Consider the following 20,597-nt stretch of genomic DNA (forward strand, 5'->3'; position numbering starts at 1 on the left):
AATGACTTTAAGGCTGACGCCAATAAGTTTCCTCATATCATTAGCCCTTGTATCTTCATCTTTTGCCTATGCACAAGATGAAGATCAGGGGCTTGATCCACGCAGTGAACAGTATGCTAAGAAGTTTCCAAAGCAGTACCAAAGCTGGGAAAAAACCACTGATTACAGTGAAAAAACAGATGAGATAGCAGAAGATCCTAACCTTGTTGTTTTATGGGCAGGTTATGCCTTCTCAAGAGATTACACCCGTGCCAGAGGGCATCAATATGCTGTGACCGATCTCAGAGAAACCCTAAGAACAGGCTCTCCCGATGAAAAACAGCCAGATATGATGCCTATGGCTTGTTGGAGCTGTAAAGGGCCTGATGTACCCAGAATGATTGCCGAGCAGGGCGAAGATGGGTTCTTCACGGGTAAATGGAGCAAAGGAGGCCCTGAGGTAGTCAATACTATCGGTTGCCAAGATTGCCATGAGCCAGGCTCTTCAAAATTGCGCATGGCTAGACCTTTCGCAGAGCGAGCTATGAGCAGTATTGGCTTAGAGTGGGATGAGGCAAGTCGAAAAGATAAGCAAGCTATGGTCTGCGGTCAGTGCCATGTCGAATACTACTTTGATGAGAAAAATAAAAAAGCGGCATTCCCTTGGGACAATGGAGTTAAAGCTGATCAAGCTGAGGCCTACTTCGACTCAATTAACTTTACCGACTGGACCCATCAGCTATCAAAAACCCCTATGCTTAAAGCGCAGCACCCAGACTATGAGACATGGAGTCAGGGAATACATGGGCAAAACAATGTCACCTGTATCGATTGTCATATGCCAAAAGTAGTCAACGACAAAGGGCGCAAGTATACCGACCATAGAGTGGGTAACCCATTCGATCGTTTCGAACAAACCTGCGCAACTTGTCATGATCAAACTAAAGAGCAGTTGCAAGATATTGTTGCCCAGCGAAAGTCTAAGATTGATGAACTTAAGGTGAGTGCTGAAACCCAGTTAGTCCATGCTCACTACGAAACCGCAGCAGCATTGGCAGCGGGTGCCACCGATGAAGAGGTTCATGACATTCAGCAAGATATACGTCACGCTCAATGGCGCTGGGATCATGCTACGGCCTCACATGGTATCGCCATGCATAATCCTGATGAGGCACTCAGAGTATTAGGTACCGCTATCGACAGAGCCGCCAATGCTCGCATTAAGCTAGCTAGGCTATTAAGCAGCAAGGGCATCAAACAACCTGTCGCTATCCCAGATATCTCAACCAAGGCAAAAGCACAGGCCGCCATTGGCTTAGATATGGATAAGCTCAACGCCGAAAAAGCGCAATTTATTGAGAAAGTCATCCCGCAATGGGATGAACAAGCAAAGTTACGCCAAGCCATTTACGATAAGGATTAACTCTCTAAAATCCCCCCGCTCACATGGATGTGAGCAACCACTAACCATGCTCTCCTTAATGAGTGACTCCCCTCACTAGCTTTCCAAACCTATATATTACTTGCGGTAAAAACCACAATATTCCGATTGTAAGTTCAGAGCTTGCTATACCAGTTAATAGCAAGTTCACACCTTAGCTCCAAGCTCTAATGTATCTCACTATTGACGACCTATTTGTGAGCCAAAATTAAACTTAGATGTTACAACAGATAATGACTTTACAACCTTGAGTGAATTCGATGTCACTGACTTGATGCTAATCACCATTACTAAGCCTTTGTACGTCGCTTAGTAAATACATAAAGATGCATTTTCAGTATATTGTTCCGATAAAAATTGGACAGTAGGTCATTAACACGCTTAATGATCACTTGATATGGACAGTCTTTTACTCATTCAAGTTGGAGAAAGATTGATGAAGTTAATTTTGAAGCTCGTAGCGGGCATATTTATTGGTATTCTGATGGGCTTTTTTGCACCAGATATCATCGTTCGCGCTCTACTCACGATCAAAGCCGTTGTTGGGCAGTTGATCGGTTTCGCCATCCCCCTAATTATTCTATTTTACATCACTAGCGGTATCGCAAGCCTACCTAAAAATTCAGGCTCATTGCTCGGTAAAACCGTTGGCCTTGCATACGGTTCAACCATCGTTGCTGGTAGCCTCGCATTTCTTGTGGCAAGCTTTGCACTGTCAGGTCTACCCTCTGCGCCAGCAGTGTCTGGCGACTCAGCAAATCAGTTGACTAGCTTCATCACCTTAGAGGTACCACCACTATTTGGTGTCATGACTGCGCTAGCAGCCGCCTTCCTTTTCGGTTTAGGCATCAGCGTTACTGGTAGCAAAAGCTTAAAAACAATCGCCGATGATGGTCGTAACATTATCGATCTACTACTATCTCGCGTGGTTATCCCGGTACTGCCATTCTTTATCGCTGGTATTTTTGCTGAGATGGCGGCTGAAGGTACGGTATTTTCGACACTGAAGACCTTTGGTGTTGTGCTAGCACTAGTCGTGTTCATGCACTGGGTATGGATCACTATTCAGTATGTGGTTGCAGGCCTTGTTCTTGGTTTGTCACCCATTAAGCTGATTAAAAACATGCTACCCGCCTACTTCACAGCGATTGGTACCATGTCATCGGCAGCGACGATTCCAGTCACACTGCGTCAAACCAAGAAGAACGGTGTTAAGAGCTCAATCGCCAACTTTACCGTGCCGCTTTGTGCAACAATTCACCTTTCTGGTTCAACCATCACATTAGTAACTTGTGCGACGGCAGTTATGGTACTAAGCCAGCACTTAGCCCTGCCATCATTACTTGAGATGTTGCCATTTATCATGATGCTAGGGGTGACTATGATTGCCGCACCAGGCGCACCAGGTGGCGCAGTGATGGCAGCACTAGGTCTGATGGCGACTATGTTAGGTTTCGGAGAGGCTGAACTTGCCCTGATGATCGCCCTATACATGGCGCAAGATAGCTTCGGCACCGCCTGTAACATCACTGGTGACGGTGCAATTTCGTTATTGGTTAACAAATTAGCAGCTGAAGAGGTTGGCGCTGAAGCAAGTGCAGAGCCTGCAAGTACAAAGACTGCTGCAAAGGCTTCAACTTAACGAATATGTGCTAGGTGTAGGTGTTAGGTATTCACGCTTAATACCTATCGCTATAAGAGGCCCTTTGTCGGGCCTTTTTGCTATGTGTGGCTTAATGAACTTGCGATTAGCAGAATCAAAAGTATCTCTAGCAGGTCTGATATTCGTCCATATAGGAATACAAGTTTTACTCTTAACCTGCGAGATTAGTCGCTGAATTTACGAGTCATTATTGATTTAAGAGATAGAGATAGAGATAGAGATAGAGATAGAGATTATCGAAGATGTTGCTAGTTTACTACTAGCTAATTTACAGGGTATAGAAGAAATAAGATGGTGGGTCGTGAAGGATTCGAACCTTCGACCAATTGGTTAAAAGCCAACTGCTCTACCAACTGAGCTAACGACCCATCTTTGGAAGCGAGCGCATGTTACCCCGATTGATCCCCGATAGCAAAAGAAAATATCATAAATAATGCAAATAAAAATTAAACAGCCCCCAAATTGTTAATCAGTAACATAGCGAACTCAGTTTAAGCTATCAAGTCGTTACATTACTGTAAAATCAACCAGGTACCTACAATATACTCTCAGTTAGCACAGCAGTGACAATAAGCCTTGATTGTTATCGCTAGCCCGTTAATGAGTTGTAACTTATCTTTAAAGTTTTATGACGGCAGCTGCAACATAGTTTATAATAAGCTCGAAAAATCGCCACTAACAACTTTAACTAGTGACTTGCCGATCAGGAGACTTAAAGTCATATTCAACTTGAATTAACGCTTTAGATAATTGTTTTCTCCACATTTCGATGTTTCCACATTTCAATGTTTCCACATTTCGACGCTTCCACATTTCGACGCTTCCACATTTCGACGCTTCCACATTTCGACGTTTCCACATTTCGACGTTTCCACATTTCGACATTTCCACATTTCGATGTTTCCACATTTCGATGTTTCCACATTTCGATGCTTCCACATTTCGACGTTTCCACATTTCGACGTTTCCACATTTCGACGTTTCCACATTTCGATGTTTCCACATTTCGATGTTTCCACATTTCGATGTTTCCACATTTCAATGTTTCCACATTTCGATGTTTCCACATTTCGACGTTTCCACATTTCGACGTTTCCACATTTCGATGTTTCCACATTTCGACGTTTCCACATTTTCATATTTCCAAGGGATAACACTTTCAAGAGGTAGCGGTGCGATGACCTCCTGAGTAAAACAAAAATTAAAGGAAGGAAAAATGAAAATTACCATAATTGGAGCCGGCAATGCTGGTTCTGCTTGTGCGTTTATGGCTGCTGAGGCAGGACATAAAGTAAGATTGCTTAAAACTTCAAACCGTATTACCCATGACGACCATTTTGAAACTATGGTCAAAAACCAGGGTATATATTGTATCGACAACACAAAAAAAGGGCACTTTACAGATAGTGCCGACGATGCAGAGAAAACCTTTCAGCCATTAGAAATGATTACCCGAGACCCTAAAGAAGCGATCGAGGGCGCCGATGTAATCATGATCTTTATTCAAACGACATACCATCCAGCTTTAGCTGAACGTATCGCAAAGTACTTCACTGATGATCAATTAGTTATCTTAATACCCGGATATGCTGGCAGTATCTTCTATAAAAAACGGTGCGACAATAATCCGATATTTGCAGAGGGTGAATCTACCCCTAATGACGCAAGAATCGTTGAACCTGGCACGGTAAAAGTCTTATTTAAAAATGCCAGAAATGCGCTGGCATTTTTCCCCGCTACCAGAACAGCTGAAGGAATGGCCATTGCCTCCCGCTTGTTTCCTGCCTACGACATAGCAAAGACCAAAGTTAGAAAAAATATATTCGAGTCAGCACTACATAATCCCAATATCATTGTTCACACGATTGGCCAGTATGTCATGTATCCGATGCTTGAATACTGTGCCAAGCATCACCCAGACGAAGTGCCATATATGTATAGAGATGCGCTTTCAACTGACATGGCTTGGCTAATGATAGAGAAATTGGACGCTGAAAAAATGGCGGTGCTATCAGCACTTGGATGCGAACCGATTCCTTACCTAGAAGCATGCTTGTTTAGAAATGAGGAAGATCTTAACCAAGATCCTAGAGAGGTTTTTGAAAGCTATAAAATTTCATCACCTCCAGGCCCTTATAGTTTCGATAATCGATACATAACAGAAGATGTTCCTATGGGGCTGGTGTTGTTATCTTCATTAGGTGACAAATTAGGCATTAACATGCCTGAATGTAATCGTTTGATCGAGATGTGTGGCGGTATTTTATCAAGAGATTTTTATAAAGAAGGTAGAACGTTAACCTCGTTAGGATTAGATGAACTAACAAAGGAAGAGTTGCTGCAATTTGTAGAAATGTAGCATCATGAAAACTGTTTAAACAATAGACCTAACAGTTAAATGAACGGGAATAGCGGCGACATTCCCCGAAAATTAACAATTCGATAATTTACAACAAAGGGGGCTGGGTAAAGTAGTTTACTCGGCCCCACTCGTTAATTGCTGTTTGCCTACTCTGGTAAGGGTAAGAACAAGTCTTTCGCAATATGATGAACCATTCCTTGAACCTGTTGCTTCAATTCTTCACCGACTAAATTGTGATCACCTGCATTAAAGGGAGGCTATTAACATAAAAAACTGGAGGAAGGTAACTATGCCATTAATAATGGCTGGCCCGATATGTTTTCATTCTAAGCAAACTATGACTATATTTCATTGATGTACTAGTACTGTTCAAGCTCAACACTGGGCAATGCTCAAGCTCAGAAAACATGGATAGCTATGCCATTCTTTCAGAATAATTTACGGTTTAAGATAATATTCCCACTTTCGCTTATTATGGCGGTTATGTTAGCTGTGCTTAGTTTTTCTATTCCAATATTGGTTGAAAGAAATGCAGAGCAACATGCAATACACACAGCGCTGAACTCCTTAAAACAACTGAAAATATTACGGGCTTATTATACCAAGAACGTAGTTAAGAAAGTGCAAGATTTTGGTGTATTAACGCCAGCGATTAAACACTTAGGTGAGCCTGATAAAATTCCCCTGCCAGCCACCATGATCCACGATTTAAGCCAATTATTTGATGACAGTGGCAGTAAATTGAACTTATACAGCGCTTATCCATTCCCTAACCGTCAACATATTACACTTGACCCTTTTCAGCAAAAAGCTTGGTTGGAACTCAATGAGAACCCGAACCAAATAATTAGTGCCGTCAATAATGAAAATAATCATACGGTGCTAAGAGTTGCCATTGCAGATCAAATGCAGATTCAAGCTTGTGTTGATTGTCATAATAACCATCCACTAACACCGAAAACGGACTGGCAATTAGGCGATGTGCGTGGCGTATTAGAGATGAGTATAGATATATCCTCTCAACTTGCCTTAGCAAAAACCTTAAGCCTATGGATAATTTCATGCATGCTCATTGCGTGTATATTACTGATAGTAATATTTTATTTTTTAACGAGTAAAATAACTGAGCAAGTAAGCAATATCTCTCAAGGCATGATAGCTCTTGGTAAAGGCAATTATGAAATAGAGGTCCCCCAAGACTCTACCACCTTAGAAACACATCAAATGTACACGGCATTTAAACTGTTCAAAACTGCGCTATTAGAACGACAAGATCTTGAAGAGCAACAAAAAGTATTTGAAACCGAAAAAGTTAATTCATTGGGTAGAATGGTAGCCAGCATTGCTCATGATGTGAATACTCCCATAGGTATTGGCGTTACCGCTACTAGCTTTTTACAAGATGAAATTGAATTGCTAGCCAAGAAGTTTGCCTCGGGAGAGCTAGATGAAGAGGACTTTGAGAGCTTCTTAGCCTCGAGTCAGAGCTCAATAACGATTCTAACTCGAAATTTATCTTCAGCGGCAGATCTCATTCGCAGCTTTAAGCAAGTATCGGTTGATCAGATGAGTGAACAGGCCCGGGAAGTATTAATATCCGAATACTTCAAAGAAGTCATCCACAGCATGCTACCTAAAACCAAAAGAGCAAAAGTAACGGTAGATTTAGACTGTGTTGAAGATCGCACCAGCTTTATTTATCCAGGTTTCCTATCCCAAGTGATAACCAACTTGATCAACAACTCCATTATTCACGGATTTGCAGATCAAAATACAGGCTTGATCACGCTTGTGGTATCAGCAAAGGAAAATGAAATTAACATACAATATCGCGATAATGGTATTGGCATTAGCGACGATATTCTGCCGAAGGTGATGGAGCCATTTTTTACCACGAAGAGAGATGAAGGAGGCAGCGGACTAGGATTAAGCATTATTCACAATATCGTCACTCAAAAACTCAATGGCCATATCAAGCTCACCAGTGGGCTAGGTAAAGGGCTCACTGTAGATATCTCTTTTCCCGTTTTACCAACAGCAAATTGATAGGAAAAAATGGCCACATAGCCTGACTACAGGCAGATACCATGGGGGTAGCAACGCTATCTTATGCTAAAATTCCCCTATCAGCTTTATGAATGTGCAACAGATCTCATTTGTTTGACTGAGTGTAGTGAAACCCTACCGTGATTAACTAATGAGGATACAAAAGATGAGCAAGTTAAATGCTGAAGAGCGTAAAGCCCGAGATAACGAACGTTTTTCACAACGAGTGGATGAGCGCAGAGTAAAAGGCGAAGATGTCGTTGCCTACGCACTCGCCAATAAGAAAGCCTATAAATTTCTGACTAAACCAGAGAAACACGAGCTTAAGCAAAGACAAGCGGCTCTTCAGAATGAAGTGAAACTTACAGAGCAAGAAAAGCTTAAGCTTAGAGATGAGCAAGAATTAGAAAAGGCTCAAGCGGCATTCCCCGAACAGTAAAAATTCGATAAACAGCCATAATTAATTCGTTATTGATAAGCGGGATCACAAGCCCCGCCTATCAATTTAACTCTGACCCAATTATTCCCCTTCCTTTGACCCCACCTTTTGTTTTACAGAGATAATTACTTAAGCATTTCGTTTACACGTATCACTTGAGCTCTATATCCAGTGGCATACATATCATGACTGCTGATGTTGATGCGAACAGCGGGTTTAGTCTCGCCATAACGATGTTCAACCAAAATAGATTTCACTTTCCCAGTCGTATCATCCATTTTTAAATTTCCGTAGCCACCGCCTAAACCAAATAAACCTGCTGAGGCAAAATAGCTCATCATACTGTCTTTATCTTGTTGATATTTAACAATTGATGTCACCGGAGAGTAGCCTTCATAGGCTAACTCATCTTTACCGTATTGCCATACTTGTGCAACGGTCATATTGGCTTCATCAATTTTGTATTCAACAGCGCGTGAATATTTTTCATTGGCAAACATAGGTTGTCTAAGATGTCGGCCATCACCATTATCAAATACGGTTAACGTGCCTTTTTGTGGTACAAGGTAAGCCGTATGGGAAGTATAAGAAAAGTCAAAATCATCACCTCTACAGCGGCCTTTATCTGTACAGTTTATCTTGTTGCCTTTACCATCGACTGGAAGCAGAAGCTTATCTTGGAATTTGCTACTCCAACCTTCAGCAGGCCCTAAAATCCATTTAACTTGCTTATCACGGCCAATTTTTATTACTGCAGATTGATGGCGTGAGCTAATAATGATGCTGTCATCTTTTGAGTCATAATCAATAGAGTTAACATGGATCCAATTTCGGCCTGTTTCTACACCATGGATGTCGCCATAGGGCGCATTTTTCAGATCTTCCAAGGTGGTTTGATGGCCAGCCTTGTCAGCATTGATATTAAGACACACAGCACCAGCGTCGAGAGAAAGCAGAGCGGCATCGCGAAGCGGATCTAAAATACGGTTAAGGTCCCAGTAATCGACTAACTTACCGGTCTGATCAACTTCAATAATTTGATCTCTAATGGTATTAACTAGCTTCCCGTCTGGGCGTCGGTAATCTTTTGCGGCCGCGCGGATAAATATATTGCCATTAGCACCTTCAATACCTTCATGAGAAGCATCGATAAAATTGCCTGGTAAGCTATGCTCAGCAATCATTCTCCCCATGAGTGACATTTTTTTCCAGCCCTGACCTTGAACCCACACCATATTGCCATCAGCGGTGATATTCATTCCCATGGCATAGCCAGCGGTATCAAAACCTTTCGAGTTATGGGTGGTGTAAGGGTTTAGATACCAGCGAATATCGCCCGCGGTATCAATAATAAAAAATCCGGGTTTACCATCCCAAGAAAATGCCCCAGGAGCTTCAAGGTTGTTATGTGCTAGTGGGCTGGTCTTGCCGTCAGAATTTGTCCAGTTAACAAAGTAAAGTCGGTCTTTGAAATCGGCATCAACATGTTCCACCTCCACGATTGGCGCTTTAGCCCACTGACTTTCTGAAAAGCCCATATCAATATCGGGAGTTAACATTTTATAATCGTGGCTTTGCTGCTTACCATCTTCAATCCACTTAACGGTAAACGTGTTCATAAAGGCAGGATAGAGACCAAAAATGGGCACGCCACCTTCATTCATCACTCTCATTTCGTCAACTTGGTAATTGATGCTGACACCCGTTTCATCTTTAGCATGAACAGTCACATCAACATCTGAAATCCTATGCCCGTTTAACGTAACTAAAGCGGTTAAAGGCGCATTTTCATAGGGATTATGGATGATATAACCTAATGGTGCACCAGGCACTGGCATAGGCTTCATCCCATTAGGAACGGCACTCACATTGGCTATTGAAAAAAATAACGACACGACGAATGTGGAGTAAATAATAGGCTTAAGCATGGGGAGACTCAACGAAAAAACATCAACGAATTATACGTAGGGATAGAAGATAAAAATGTAAGCTAATCTACAGAAAAATAGATATATTTTATTTTTGTTTTATCGATCACGAAATTCAATTTCTACAATCTTAACTAGGCCAATCTTTACTAGGCAATCTTAACTAGGCCACCCACAATAAATCTTAACTAGGCCACCCACAATAAATCAACAACATAGCACCGCAGTGACTAGCTTTCAGCCAACCTTAACTAGGCCACCCACAATAAATCAACAACATAGCACCGCAGTGACTAGCTTTCAGCTAAACATGCAGTAAAACCGTGGGGTTACAGATATAACTGCAGCTTAATCCCATGACAATCCTTGAACTAGGCCTTTTTTTAGCGTGAATAACAAATTTCAGGCAGGGCTTGTGAACTCAAGCTGTGGAAGAGGATATAATCTGGAGAAGTGTAAGTTAATTAAATCTGACTATCAGCCATCTTCTAGGTACTTACAACACTTAGCAAAATGACGACGCCGTTTCTGTAAGTGATCACAAAAGTTAGTAAGCTCATGTAAAGTACCAACTGGGCCATGGAATATCTTACCAAACTCAGAGGTTAATTTTACCCAGCTATCAGTTGATATATTCAACTGAGTTAATAGCTTAGATGAACTGACTGAGATACTCCCCCGCTTGTCTCCACCAAGTATTCGACCAGTTTCATCCACTAGCTGTAGATAATCTTGTAGAGCGAAGTTAACTCCTTTGGGCTGATTCAGTTGCTCGTTATCAATAAAGGATAGCAATGACTTAGGCTGCCCTCCTTCAAGTGCAGCCTTAATGCGCCTTTGTATGCTCGTATAATCAGAGGACTCTGGTGTAGCTGCCATCTTGGCTCGAATAGGATTCAAGTCTACGTAAGCCATACAGGTTAAAACCGCGGCTTCATCTAGTAAAGCTTGGGACTTAAACCGACCTTCCCAGAAGCGACCAGTACACTTGTCCTCTTTATTGGCCATTCGAGCAATGGGTTCATTTAAACACCGCATAAACCAGCTAATATCACTTAAACGACTTCTGTATTGAGCAATTGAATGCCTTAGCAGTGATAAGTTTTGCTCTTCTACGAGCTCTCCTTTCGCAAACCTTTGGGTTAGCTCAGTCCCTTTAAACAGTTGATGCCACTGCTCTACGACCTCTCTATCTGTCCAGCTATTAGCTAACTCAATATCGATTCGCAGCACCAGATGTAGGTGGTTACTCATCACAACATAAGCGGCTATATCGATAGCAAAAACTTCACCTAACTTAAGTAACTGCGATTCAACCCAATTTCGTCGATGCTCATAGGATTGCCCTGTATTAGGATCAACTCCTGTAAGCCAGGCTTTACGAACACATCTTGAGACTGTGTGGTACCAGAGCGTGTCTTCTACACTGATTTGGGTTCTTCTAGGACAGGGCATAACAACCTCCCACTTCAACCAATAACTAAAGTTTAGTAGGAAATGAGAAAAACACCATTAACTATGGGTGGCCTGATTCTGTTACTGGCCTGATTTTGTTCTTAAGCACCCGCTTACAAAAATATTTTAGAGTTGCCAGTAGCGAGATCTAACTCAATGATGTTTTCAAGTTTCATCTGCTCTAGGGCACCATTTATTGCACTACAAAGTGTTTTACCTGAGATGGAATCTTGGCAAACGTAAAATACATCTAATACATCAATGGGCTTATCTAGATCATAATATATCTGCTCAGCGTGTTTACTATTTTCTATTGCGGCGACGGTGGATTTGTTATCGCCAATAATCGCATCGATATAGCCTCGCATTAACCTTTCAATATTGACATTATCATTCTTGGTATAGTCTAATTTTATATTCTGATTATTTGTAATGTTCTCGCCGTAGCTATAGCCAGTCACAGCCCCGACGACCTTACCCTCTAAGTCATCTAGCGTTTTTATACCTGAGCCAACCTTAGTAAACAGGACGATTTTCTTAAGATAAAACGGATCTGAGATGATGACATCGCGCTCGGGAAGGTTTTCTAATAACTCTGGGAAATAGGCATCCAGCTTATGGTGTGTAAAGTCGCGCTGAGTACGCTTGGTTGGCTGAATAATGAGGTTGGTATCGAGTGATAAGCGTCGTAAAACTTCGTTATGCATTTTGATAAAAAGACCTTGTTGCTGGTCTATGACAAGGTTTGGTATGTAGTAACTACCAATATTGGTACCAAAAGCAGTCGTTGAATAGAGAGCTAAAACTAAAAATATGAGGAATAAATACCGCATTCACTGAGGCCTTTTGAGAGATGCTTAATATCTTTATTATTATGCATCTCAATCCTAGAGCAAAAAAAGAGTAAAGACTAGTGGCACTCAACAGCTAGAGACTGAGAGTGATACCGAAGCCCTTCATCTTACCTTTACCTTTTGCCTACCACTCACTAACAGTCGTAAGCACAAGTTGATGCAGATTTAGCACTTCTATCTTTACCGTGCTCCAGTTGACGCTCGGCATCTTGTACTGAGATCTTTTGGAAGAACACTTGCATGATAAGGTTAAGCCTTTCTTCAGCGTTGCCAAATTTATCCATACCACCATACTGTACTGAATCGAAATCAAGTTCTGCCACCTTGTTTCCTTTGCTATCAGTCACGTCTAAGTTTACGTAGCGCATATAGGTTGCAATATCCCACCACCAGTTAGCATTGAACTCGAACATAACCTGATCATCTGCTAATTGAGCTGTAGGGCTCGCGGTGGTCTTAGACACCTTATAACCGTTATCGACCATCCAATTGGTCACAATACTTCTTACATTTGCAGTCTGCTTCGAATCGTTTGTCATCACGATCTCTTTATCGAAGTTAGGATCCATCTGCTTTAACTCTGTTAGACCGTTACTTGAACAAGCTGTAACAGTGAGTAAAATCATCCCGAGTAATATTTTTTTCATCTGGCTCTCTCTTTTGTGTGTAGCAGGATTTTACAGCAAGGACTACACAGCAGTCTACTCAACCAGCTACTCCCGGCAATTTATTTAGACAGTGAGGCACCACTACTGGCAAGTAATAGCTGACCTGAACGAGTTTCCAGATAATCGCCGTGTGCCACTTTTCGCCTGCCATTCACCCATAAATCACGTAAGCCAGTTGCATAAACCTCTGGCTGCTCTATCGTCGAATTGTCACAGAAATTGGCATCAAACAAGCAGATATCGGCATAGTAGCCCGGCGCTAACTTACCTCGCTTATTGAGCGAAAAAGTATCAGCGCTCAAGGCCGTCATTTTATGAACCGCCTGCTCAAGCGGCAGTAACTGACGCTGCGTGACAAATTGGTGAATAATCCGAGGAAATGAACCACAAACTCTTGGGTGAAGCCGACCGCCGAATATCGTATCTGTACCGACCATCCCCCTCGGGTGCTGAAAAATACGTTCTACCAGCTCCTCATCCATAAAGTAATCAATCATACGTACGTTACCGCGCTCACTGATAAGAAGATCAAGCGCAAAATCAACCGGGTGCTGATCAGTCTTTAGTGCACACTCTGCAATAGAGCACCCTAGCCACTGCTGAGCCGCCTGACTTTCAACTTCACAAATCAAAATATTATCCCAGCCTAATAACGCCGGCAGGTTATCCCACGGCTCACCAGCCTGAGGTAAAATTCGTTCGGCAAACCAACTCCGAACCTCCCGCCTGACGGCTGGCGCTCTCAGTGCGCTCATCAGTGCTTCTGGTGCGTATGTACGAATAAGGCTCGGAGGCAAAATAGAAAGCAGTGTCGTACTGCCATAATGATACGGATACTGATCAAACGTGAGTTCATGGCGATCTATCAGCGCCAATAACGAAGTTAATTTAGAGGCATTGCGGCGGCCGATCAGTTTTAGGTGAGAGATATGCAGCTGGCATCCAGCTTGCTGCGACAGAGCAATCATCTCCTGCAAAGCCTCGAGGATCTCATCGCTTTCACTGCGCATATGCACAACTAATGGCTTATGGTGGGCGGCAGCAACCTGAGCCAGAGTTAACAGCTCACGCTGATCACTAAATAACGCCGGGTGATAAATTAGCCCCAAACTGATACCACGGGCCCCCGCTCCCAACGCTTCATCAGCCAACTGAGCCAGCTTGCGACGCTGATTTTTATCCATCGCCAAACAGCTGTTACCACAGATCTGATAACGCAATAAGCCATGGGGAACAAAGAAGGATAGATTGACCTCCAGCCCTCGTTGTTTAAGCGCCAAGCCATAACTGGTGAAATCATCCCAGTTCCAATCGACTGCAGGATTGCCAATGATCAGCCGCTCTCTAACTTCGTCCTGAAGCGCCTTCGGCAGCGGAGCGACACCAAGGCCACAGAGACCAACAAGTTCTGTGGTGATACCTTGTAGTACTTTAGGCTTGAAACCCTGAGGTGAAAATGTCGCCAGATCGGCATGGCTATGGACATCAATAAACCCAGGGGCAACATATGCACCATCCGCATCAATCACATTATCAGCAGCTGCTGTGATGAGCGGTGCCACATCAGCGATCATCTGATTATCGATTAGCACATCGCCTTTAAAAGCTGCTCCACCACTTCCATCGATTACGGTGGCCTTTCTAATCAACTGGCGCATGATTTCTCTCCATCCCTATGTTTAACCGCCATCATGATAATTCATTATTTATGAAGTAAATGAGGCCAAGGTAAGGTTTGGAATAATTGAAATAAATGCTTTTTTAACTAAGCCACCCATAATAAATCAACAACATAACACCGCTGCCATTAGCTTTCAGCTAAACGTACAGTAAAACTGGGAAGTTACCGATACAACTGCAACACCAGTCCATTACAACCCTTGAACTAGGCCTTTTTTAACGTAAATAATGAATTTCAGGCAAGGCTTGTGAACTCAAGCTGTTGAAGATAATCACATCTGAAGGGGCAAGTTAGCTAAAGCTGACTATTAGCCATCTTCTAGGTATTTACAACACTTAGCAAAATGACGACGCCGTTTCTGTAAGTGATCACAATAGTTAGTAAGCTCATGTAAAGTGCCAACTGGGCCATGGAATATCTTACCAAACTCAGAGGTTAATTTTACCCAGTTATCAGTTGATATATTCAATTGAGTTAATATCTTAGATGAACTGACTGAGATACTCCCCCGTTTGTCTTTACCAAGTATTCGACCAGTTTCATCCACTAGCTGTAGATAATCTTGTAGAGCGAAGTTAACTCCTTTTGACTGATTCAATCGCTCGTTACCAATAAAGGATAACAATGACTTAGGTTGCCCTCCTTCAAGTGCAGCCTTAATGCGCCTTTGTATGCTCGTATAATCAGAGGACACTGGTGTAGCAGCCATCTTGGCTCGAATAGGATTCAAGTCTACGTAAGCCATACAGGTTAAAACCGCAGCTTCATCAAGTAAAGCTTGGGACTTAAACCGCCCTTCCCAGAAGCGACCAGTACACTTGTCCTCTTTATTGGCCATTCGAGCAATAGGTTCATTTAAACACCGCATAAACCAGCTAATATCGCTTAAACGACTTCTGTATTGAGCAATTGAACGTCTTAGCAGTGATAAGTTTCGCTCTTCTACGAGCTCTCCTTTTGCAAACCTTTGGGTTAGCTCAGTCCCTTTAAACAGTTGATGCCACTGCTCTACGACCTCTCTATCTGTCCAGCGATTAGCTAACTCGATATCGATTCTCAGCACCAGATGCAGATGGTTACTCATCACAACATAAGCGGCTATATCAATAGCAAAAATTTCACCTAACTTAAGTAACTGCGATTCAACCCAGTCTCGTCGATGCTCATAGGATTGCCCTGTATTAGGATCAACTCCAGTAAGACAGGCTTTACGAACACATCTTGATACTGTGTGGTACCAGAGCGTATCTTCCACACTGATTTGGGTTCTTCTAGGACAGGGCATAGCAACCTCCTACTTCAACCAATAACTAAAATTTAGTAGGAGGTGAGAAAATACACCAGTAACTATGGGTGGCCTGATTCTGCTTGTTCGTTATGGCAAACTAACGAATTTTGGTATCTCGACCGAAATACTCTTCGGTTTCATATTTTTCAATGACTGAATTTAATGATTCAGGATTATTATCCATTACGAGTTTATGGGAGATCGCGCTTAATGAAATCAATATATCTTTACACTCAATCCTTGCTTTCATCACAGTGTAAGAAGCTGTGTTTAAAACTTGAGATATCAACTCATGCTGTTTTCTTAACAGTGATAATATAAAGTTAATGATTACCGAAGCACATAAATCCTGATCTTCTATTTTACTCGGTTTAACGACTTTATCTAAAAAGTCTTGTTCTTTTCCAGCAGGAACAAACCTTTGAATCCAATCAAAATAATCTTCATCAAACACAATTGATTTTATAGAACTCATGACTTTATCATCTGCAGAGACTTGCTTAATTAAAGCATGAAGTTGCTCTTCCTCTAGATCTTTAAGGTCATCACCATATTCTGCATTAATCGCAGCAACGACTTTTTCCAACTCTTTTAACAATCGTACATTACCAGAAGAAACACTATTATAGGCTTCACCAACTTCATCAATGTTTTTCTGAAATACACCAATATACTTATCACCATCATCGATAGCATCAAGCAAAGGGATCAAGCTATAGCGCCTAACTTGAATGGATTCATAAAAACTGCCAATCTCTTCGCGTATATTACCTAATCTATCGATCGCATTAGTGAGGAAGTCACTGTTTGTTTTAATGGCCGAATTTAAACTTGAGTAATCGATCTCGTCTTCAATCTTTCTCACTCGATGATCAATCATATTTTCGAATTTTTGAGACTCGCCTATCAAAACTGAAAATCGATCTTCCATCTCAATCAGCACATGCTGCACTTTTTGCAAGCTTGTCGATCTAACTTGTTGATTGATGCCTCTTACTTTATCTGCTTCTGTTTGTCTTTTTTGACGAACAGCCCAAGTAACCGCAGCGCCGACAATCGTAAGGCTAGTCGCCATGTCGAACCCGAGTTGAACATTAGTAAACCATGAACTCATCATCTTCCCTAAATTTTTGAATAATTCCCATGTTAAAAAAGTTATAACCTGCCTACCAACAAATGTCACCAGAGTCGAAACAAAACACCAACAAAGATCACAGAAACGTACAAAAAAAAGCTCAAGGAAAAGGATAAGGTGGAGAGTGCTTTGAAGGCGCAATGAAGAGGTAGAGGGCTCTTAAGCTATATTGGCAGAGCCCATATATTTACTTTACTGCGCCCCATGGACATTAGCCACCAAAGGTAATATCAACTTCATATAGCTCTTCACTCATTGGCTTAACCGTAAAAAAGGTGCCAAGCGGACATTCATCGGCATTTACCGGAGCGGGAGATAAGAACCCCTTTTGGCCACCGTGACTCGTTGTCCAGACTCGACAAGCACGCTCTCCATCATCAGTCATAAACACATATTCAGTGGTCCCCTGCTTGTCTAGCTTAGGCCCGACACTGGCGCACTCGTCCCAATCCTCTCCTAAGGCTTTAGCCACGCTATGACAGATAGCTTTAGCATCATATTGGAGGTTAGATTCAAGGCTCTTAGATTCAAAACTTGCAGATACCTGAGCTGTAGATACAAGTGAAGTCGAAGCTTGTGTAGCTAACGGGACAAAGCTAAAAAGCGACAAAATAACCAAGGTTGTTTTCAACATTCGCGGCCTAAATATAGTGGAGTTCGGCAATATGACCTAAGCCTTCAAGGTAAGTTCGCTGAGCGGTTAGCGCTATTCCTATTGAAGCGATTTATTGTGACGCTGAGCCCATTTATCTTTTACCTTTTATCTTTCAGACACAAAAAAGTCCAGTACTCATAACGAGACACTGAAGCTTTATTGTTAGTGGCAATTAACTATGGGTGACTATGATTACTCTACATCAAATGCAATACATGCACTAAGAACACGCCGATGAAACAGGCCTGCGCGAAGTGCGGTAGCAAAAGCACTAAGGTACAGAAGCGAAAAGAAAGTTACACATTGAACTGTTTAGAGTGTGGTTGTGGCAGTGGGTTGATTAGCTAACTTTCAGGTAAAGGGTTCTGACCCATTTGTTTACTAACTCATTGAAGTGACAATCATCCTGAAGCTTCCGCTGATGTTTATGTGCGACCATACAGTTAAATAGGGTCAGAGTAAAAATTACGTTGAGGCCAATGCTTCAGGCCTGGTCTGAAGCGCTGGTTAACGTGTATTAATTTTCCTCAAAAGCTTTGAACTGTTCGAGTAATGAACGTTGTGGTTCAGTTAGATCCTGCGGAATTGCCACTTTAATTTGGACAAACAAATCACCGGTCACTCCTTTACGATCGGTAACACCTTTACCCTTTATCTTGAACTTACGTCCATGTTGAGTCCCAGCAGGCACTTTAAGCTTAAAGCGACTATCCAATACGCCAACTTCAACCTCGCCACCCAGTGCCGCCGTCACCATATCGACAGTAGCGGTGTAAACCAGATCGTTTTCTTCGCGTTCTAGAAACGCATGTTTGCGGGTTGCGATCGTCAACAATAGATCACCTGCAGCCCCACCATGCACACCTGCACCACCTTTGCCGGTGAAGCGTATTTTCTCACCGTCTTTAATACCAGCTGGGATCTTAACTTTTATTTTTTTATTTTCGCCATTAACCGGTAGTTCAACAACTTTTTCAGCACCTTGCACCGCATCAACAAAGTCTACAGTCAACACAAAATCCTGATCTTGCCCTTTTTGAGTGCGATTTCGCCCCCTTGATTGAGAAAACATACTTTCAAAATCATTAGCATCAAAGCTTTGGCCACCAAAACCACGCTCACGCTGGCGAAATCCTTCACCAAACATATCGTTAAACCCGCCTTGGCTATAACGATGTCCATCCTGTCCATTGTTTACATACGAATCATGACCAAAATCATCATATTTCTGGCGCTTGTCTGCATCAGTCAGTACTTCATAGGCTTCTTTAGCATTTTTAAACTTGGTTTCAGACACTGCATCATCAGGATTTTTATCGGGATGGTACTTCATCGCCAGCTTTTTATAGGCTTTTTTAATCTGTTGATTTGAGGAGGCCTTTGAAACACCTAGCACGCTGTAATAATCTTGTTTAGACACGCTAAACCCTCACTAATATCTATCTAAAAAAAAGGGCCATGAGTGTTCTCTATGCCCTAAAAATCAACAAGCTTATGTATTGATGAGCATAAGTGACTATTTAGTCTTGTCTTGTCTTGTCTTGTCTTGTCTTGTCTTGTCTTGTCTTGTCTTGTCTTGTCTTGTCTTGTCTTGTGTAGCCATTGTAATGCTATTTCATATTTTAAACTCGTCATCTACAGCATTCTCTCGAAGATATTTATAGCCAGCCATTTAATCGATGGCTCAAAAAATCCAGCCATTCTTGTGGCTGGCCTATTTGTTTTGACTCCGCGTTCTAAGGTAAAAGCAGCATACTCTAGCGTTGCATAGAATAAAGTTAACTCTACGCCCTCTTTTACAGTAGCTTTTTTATACTAAGACTATGTATTATAAAGCTGATTTTTATCAAGCTGCTAGCTCTTACCTAACGAAAGAGTTAAAGCAGTGAATGGATGCGATTGATAAATGATTCTTAAAACTAAGCAACTGCTAAACGCCAAGTCACCTCAAACTATTGCAGGTCAAAAGCAAGAGACGAATGTCGCCTTCTTTCTGCGCCGCGCCTATAAAGATAACCAACAAGTGCTGGTCATCAACGATTTTAAATTCACTTTTAATGATGAAACCGCTCAGATCGATCACTTGATCATTTACCCCTATGGCTTTGTATTGATCGAATCTAAGAGCATCAAGGGTCATGTCAAAGTGAATAAGCAAGGAGAGTGGACAAGAAGCTACAGCAGTCAATGGAAAGGCATTCCCTCACCCATCAAGCAGGTAGAGCTACAACAAGCCCTGCTCAAAGCGCTATTACGCGAGCACCGAACAGAGATATTAGGCAAGATGTTCGGTATCACCCAAGGGATTGATGGACGCTGCTGGGATCACCTCTGTGCCATATCCAGCGATGCTGTCATCGACAGAGATAATATCCCCTCAAAGGTTTCCGACAAACTGGTTAAGTCTGAATTCGTGGTCGATAAGCTCAATAAGCTGATGAACATCAGAAACAGATTCATGAGAGTCGTCAACATCAGCGACACACGCCCTGACTTTTCACAGAAAGACTTAGGCTCAATAGGCTCATTCCTACTTGATCAATGCTTAGAAAATGGTTTAGTAAAGCGCACAGTTCAAGGCTCAGAAACTTGTAAAAGTCATCAAGCAGATTCAGCAACCACTCTCCCTAAAGCACACATAGCAGAACCAACTCCCAGTGACCCACAAAAGATACAAGTCCCAACAGCCATCTATCAAGGCGCACCAGCAAAAGCAGCCGATAGTACAATCACTAAACCAGCTCCTCAAATAGGAATAAGCTGTAAACATTGCGGAGAATCAAACAACACCACCCCAATGTATGGCAAGTTTGGCTATTTCGTTAAGTGTAATATTTGCACCAAAAATACACCGATGAAACAGGCCTGCGTGAAGTGCGGTAGCAAGAGTACTAAAGTGCAGAAACGAAAAGAGACCTATACGTTGAACTGCCAAGATTGTGGTAGTGGCCAACAGGTGGTTTAGTGATTATGAAAGATCTACGCTTCCCTTATTTACCCATT

At 42.1% G+C, this 20,597-nt stretch carries 15 protein-coding genes, 1 tRNA gene and 1 pseudogene; 7 read left to right on the plus strand and 10 right to left on the minus strand.

Translation table 11 applies throughout. The features are described from left to right. Position 1: 1 nt before the first annotated feature. Both nrfA and FM038_RS22160 read left to right on the plus strand, forming a co-directional pair. Positions 2-1,402, plus strand: a complete 1,401-nt coding sequence (gene nrfA / locus FM038_RS22155) for an ammonia-forming cytochrome c nitrite reductase (RefSeq protein ID WP_142873998.1) — start codon at positions 2-4, stop codon at positions 1,400-1,402. Between the two features lie 454 nt (positions 1,403-1,856). Continuing rightward, on the plus strand, positions 1,857-3,062 hold the full coding sequence (locus FM038_RS22160; protein WP_142873807.1) for a dicarboxylate/amino acid:cation symporter: 1,206 nt from the start codon (positions 1,857-1,859) through the stop codon (positions 3,060-3,062). 313 nt (positions 3,063-3,375) lie between these two features. Here FM038_RS22160 and FM038_RS22165 read toward each other — a convergent pair. Next, a tRNA-Lys gene (locus FM038_RS22165) sits at positions 3,376-3,451 on the minus strand. A gap of 842 nt (positions 3,452-4,293) precedes the next feature. Between FM038_RS22165 and FM038_RS25385 the strand changes: the two are divergent. From FM038_RS25385 to FM038_RS22180, 4 genes and pseudogenes are all read left to right on the plus strand, one after another. Continuing rightward, positions 4,294-4,644, plus strand: a pseudogene (locus FM038_RS25385) (ketopantoate reductase family protein); the annotation flags it as partial. After that, positions 4,621-5,442: an NAD/NADP octopine/nopaline dehydrogenase family protein gene (locus FM038_RS22170; RefSeq protein WP_336512799.1), complete on the plus strand. Its 822-nt coding sequence runs from the start codon at positions 4,621-4,623 to the stop codon at positions 5,440-5,442. The pseudogene FM038_RS25385 and the gene FM038_RS22170, both read left to right, overlap by 24 nt. A 420-nt stretch (positions 5,443-5,862) precedes the next feature. Continuing rightward, positions 5,863-7,491, plus strand: a complete 1,629-nt coding sequence (locus FM038_RS22175) for an ATP-binding protein (RefSeq protein WP_142873804.1) — start codon at positions 5,863-5,865, stop codon at positions 7,489-7,491. 166 nt (positions 7,492-7,657) lie between these two features. Then, positions 7,658-7,930, plus strand: coding sequence for a DNA polymerase III subunit epsilon (locus tag FM038_RS22180; protein WP_142873803.1), 273 nt, complete (start codon positions 7,658-7,660; stop codon positions 7,928-7,930). A gap of 125 nt (positions 7,931-8,055) precedes the next feature. On the opposite strand, the gene FM038_RS22185 is transcribed toward FM038_RS22180, so the two are convergent. The 9 genes from FM038_RS22185 to FM038_RS22225 form a co-directional block, all read right to left on the minus strand. Beyond that, positions 8,056-9,858, minus strand: a complete 1,803-nt coding sequence (locus FM038_RS22185) for an aryl-sulfate sulfotransferase (protein ID WP_142873802.1) — start codon at positions 9,856-9,858, stop codon at positions 8,056-8,058. A gap of 477 nt (positions 9,859-10,335) precedes the next feature. Further along, positions 10,336-11,313, minus strand: a complete 978-nt coding sequence (locus FM038_RS22190) for a transposase (protein WP_142873801.1) — start codon at positions 11,311-11,313, stop codon at positions 10,336-10,338. A gap of 113 nt (positions 11,314-11,426) precedes the next feature. Then, on the minus strand, positions 11,427-12,146 hold the full coding sequence (locus FM038_RS22195) for a substrate-binding periplasmic protein (protein WP_142873800.1): 720 nt from the start codon (positions 12,144-12,146) through the stop codon (positions 11,427-11,429). A gap of 155 nt (positions 12,147-12,301) precedes the next feature. Then, positions 12,302-12,814, minus strand: coding sequence for an Sbal_3080 family lipoprotein (locus tag FM038_RS22200; protein ID WP_142873799.1), 513 nt, complete (start codon positions 12,812-12,814; stop codon positions 12,302-12,304). Positions 12,815-12,894: 80 nt separating this feature from the next. After that, positions 12,895-14,493, minus strand: a complete 1,599-nt coding sequence (locus FM038_RS22205) for an N-acyl-D-amino-acid deacylase family protein (RefSeq protein ID WP_195873152.1) — start codon at positions 14,491-14,493, stop codon at positions 12,895-12,897. 330 nt (positions 14,494-14,823) lie between these two features. Further along, entirely contained in the window at positions 14,824-15,801 is a 978-nt protein-coding gene (locus tag FM038_RS22210) for a transposase (RefSeq protein ID WP_142873798.1), read from the minus strand. Between the two features lie 100 nt (positions 15,802-15,901). After that, positions 15,902-16,918 carry a hypothetical protein gene (locus FM038_RS22215; protein WP_223292948.1) on the minus strand — a complete coding sequence of 339 codons (1,017 nt, stop codon included), beginning with the start codon at positions 16,916-16,918 and terminating at the stop codon, positions 15,902-15,904. A 232-nt stretch (positions 16,919-17,150) separates the two neighbouring features. Beyond that, positions 17,151-17,573 (minus strand): hypothetical protein, encoded by a 423-nt coding sequence (locus FM038_RS22220; RefSeq protein ID WP_142873796.1) that lies wholly within the window; start codon positions 17,571-17,573, stop codon positions 17,151-17,153. A 538-nt stretch (positions 17,574-18,111) separates the two neighbouring features. Next, positions 18,112-19,014: a DnaJ C-terminal domain-containing protein gene (locus FM038_RS22225; protein ID WP_142873795.1), complete on the minus strand. Its 903-nt coding sequence runs from the start codon at positions 19,012-19,014 to the stop codon at positions 18,112-18,114. Positions 19,015-19,500: 486 nt separating this feature from the next. Between FM038_RS22225 and FM038_RS22230 the strand changes: the two genes are divergently transcribed. Then, positions 19,501-20,559, plus strand: coding sequence for a nuclease-related domain-containing protein (locus FM038_RS22230; RefSeq protein ID WP_142873794.1), 1,059 nt, complete (start codon positions 19,501-19,503; stop codon positions 20,557-20,559). The last annotated feature ends 38 nt before the right edge of the window (positions 20,560-20,597 follow it).

Origin of the sequence: Shewanella eurypsychrophilus (genome assembly GCF_007004545.3) — a bacterium.
In the GTDB taxonomy this organism is placed as follows: Bacteria; Pseudomonadota; Gammaproteobacteria; order Enterobacterales; family Shewanellaceae; genus Shewanella; species Shewanella eurypsychrophilus.

What these genes read in the sequence shown, in the direction of transcription:
- nrfA (WP_142873998.1), top strand. Translation starts at nt 2, where the DNA reads ATGACTTTAAGGCTGACGCCAATAAGTTTCCTCATATCATTAGCCCTT.
- FM038_RS22160 (WP_142873807.1), top strand. Translation starts at nt 1,857, where the DNA reads ATGAAGTTAATTTTGAAGCTCGTAGCGGGCATATTTATTGGTATTCTG.
- FM038_RS22175 (WP_142873804.1), top strand. Translation starts at nt 5,863, where the DNA reads ATGCCATTCTTTCAGAATAATTTACGGTTTAAGATAATATTCCCACTT.
- FM038_RS22180 (WP_142873803.1), top strand. Translation starts at nt 7,658, where the DNA reads ATGAGCAAGTTAAATGCTGAAGAGCGTAAAGCCCGAGATAACGAACGT.
- FM038_RS22185 (WP_142873802.1), bottom strand. Translation starts at nt 9,858, where the DNA reads ATGCTTAAGCCTATTATTTACTCCACATTCGTCGTGTCGTTATTTTTT.
- FM038_RS22190 (WP_142873801.1), bottom strand. Translation starts at nt 11,313, where the DNA reads ATGCCCTGTCCTAGAAGAACCCAAATCAGTGTAGAAGACACGCTCTGG.
- FM038_RS22195 (WP_142873800.1), bottom strand. Translation starts at nt 12,146, where the DNA reads ATGCGGTATTTATTCCTCATATTTTTAGTTTTAGCTCTCTATTCAACG.
- FM038_RS22200 (WP_142873799.1), bottom strand. Translation starts at nt 12,814, where the DNA reads ATGAAAAAAATATTACTCGGGATGATTTTACTCACTGTTACAGCTTGT.
- FM038_RS22205 (WP_195873152.1), bottom strand. Translation starts at nt 14,493, where the DNA reads ATGCGCCAGTTGATTAGAAAGGCCACCGTAATCGATGGAAGTGGTGGA.
- FM038_RS22210 (WP_142873798.1), bottom strand. Translation starts at nt 15,801, where the DNA reads ATGCCCTGTCCTAGAAGAACCCAAATCAGTGTGGAAGATACGCTCTGG.
- FM038_RS22215 (WP_223292948.1), bottom strand. Translation starts at nt 16,918, where the DNA reads ATGAGTTCATGGTTTACTAATGTTCAACTCGGGTTCGACATGGCGACT.
- FM038_RS22220 (WP_142873796.1), bottom strand. Translation starts at nt 17,573, where the DNA reads ATGTTGAAAACAACCTTGGTTATTTTGTCGCTTTTTAGCTTTGTCCCG.
- FM038_RS22230 (WP_142873794.1), top strand. Translation starts at nt 19,501, where the DNA reads ATGATTCTTAAAACTAAGCAACTGCTAAACGCCAAGTCACCTCAAACT.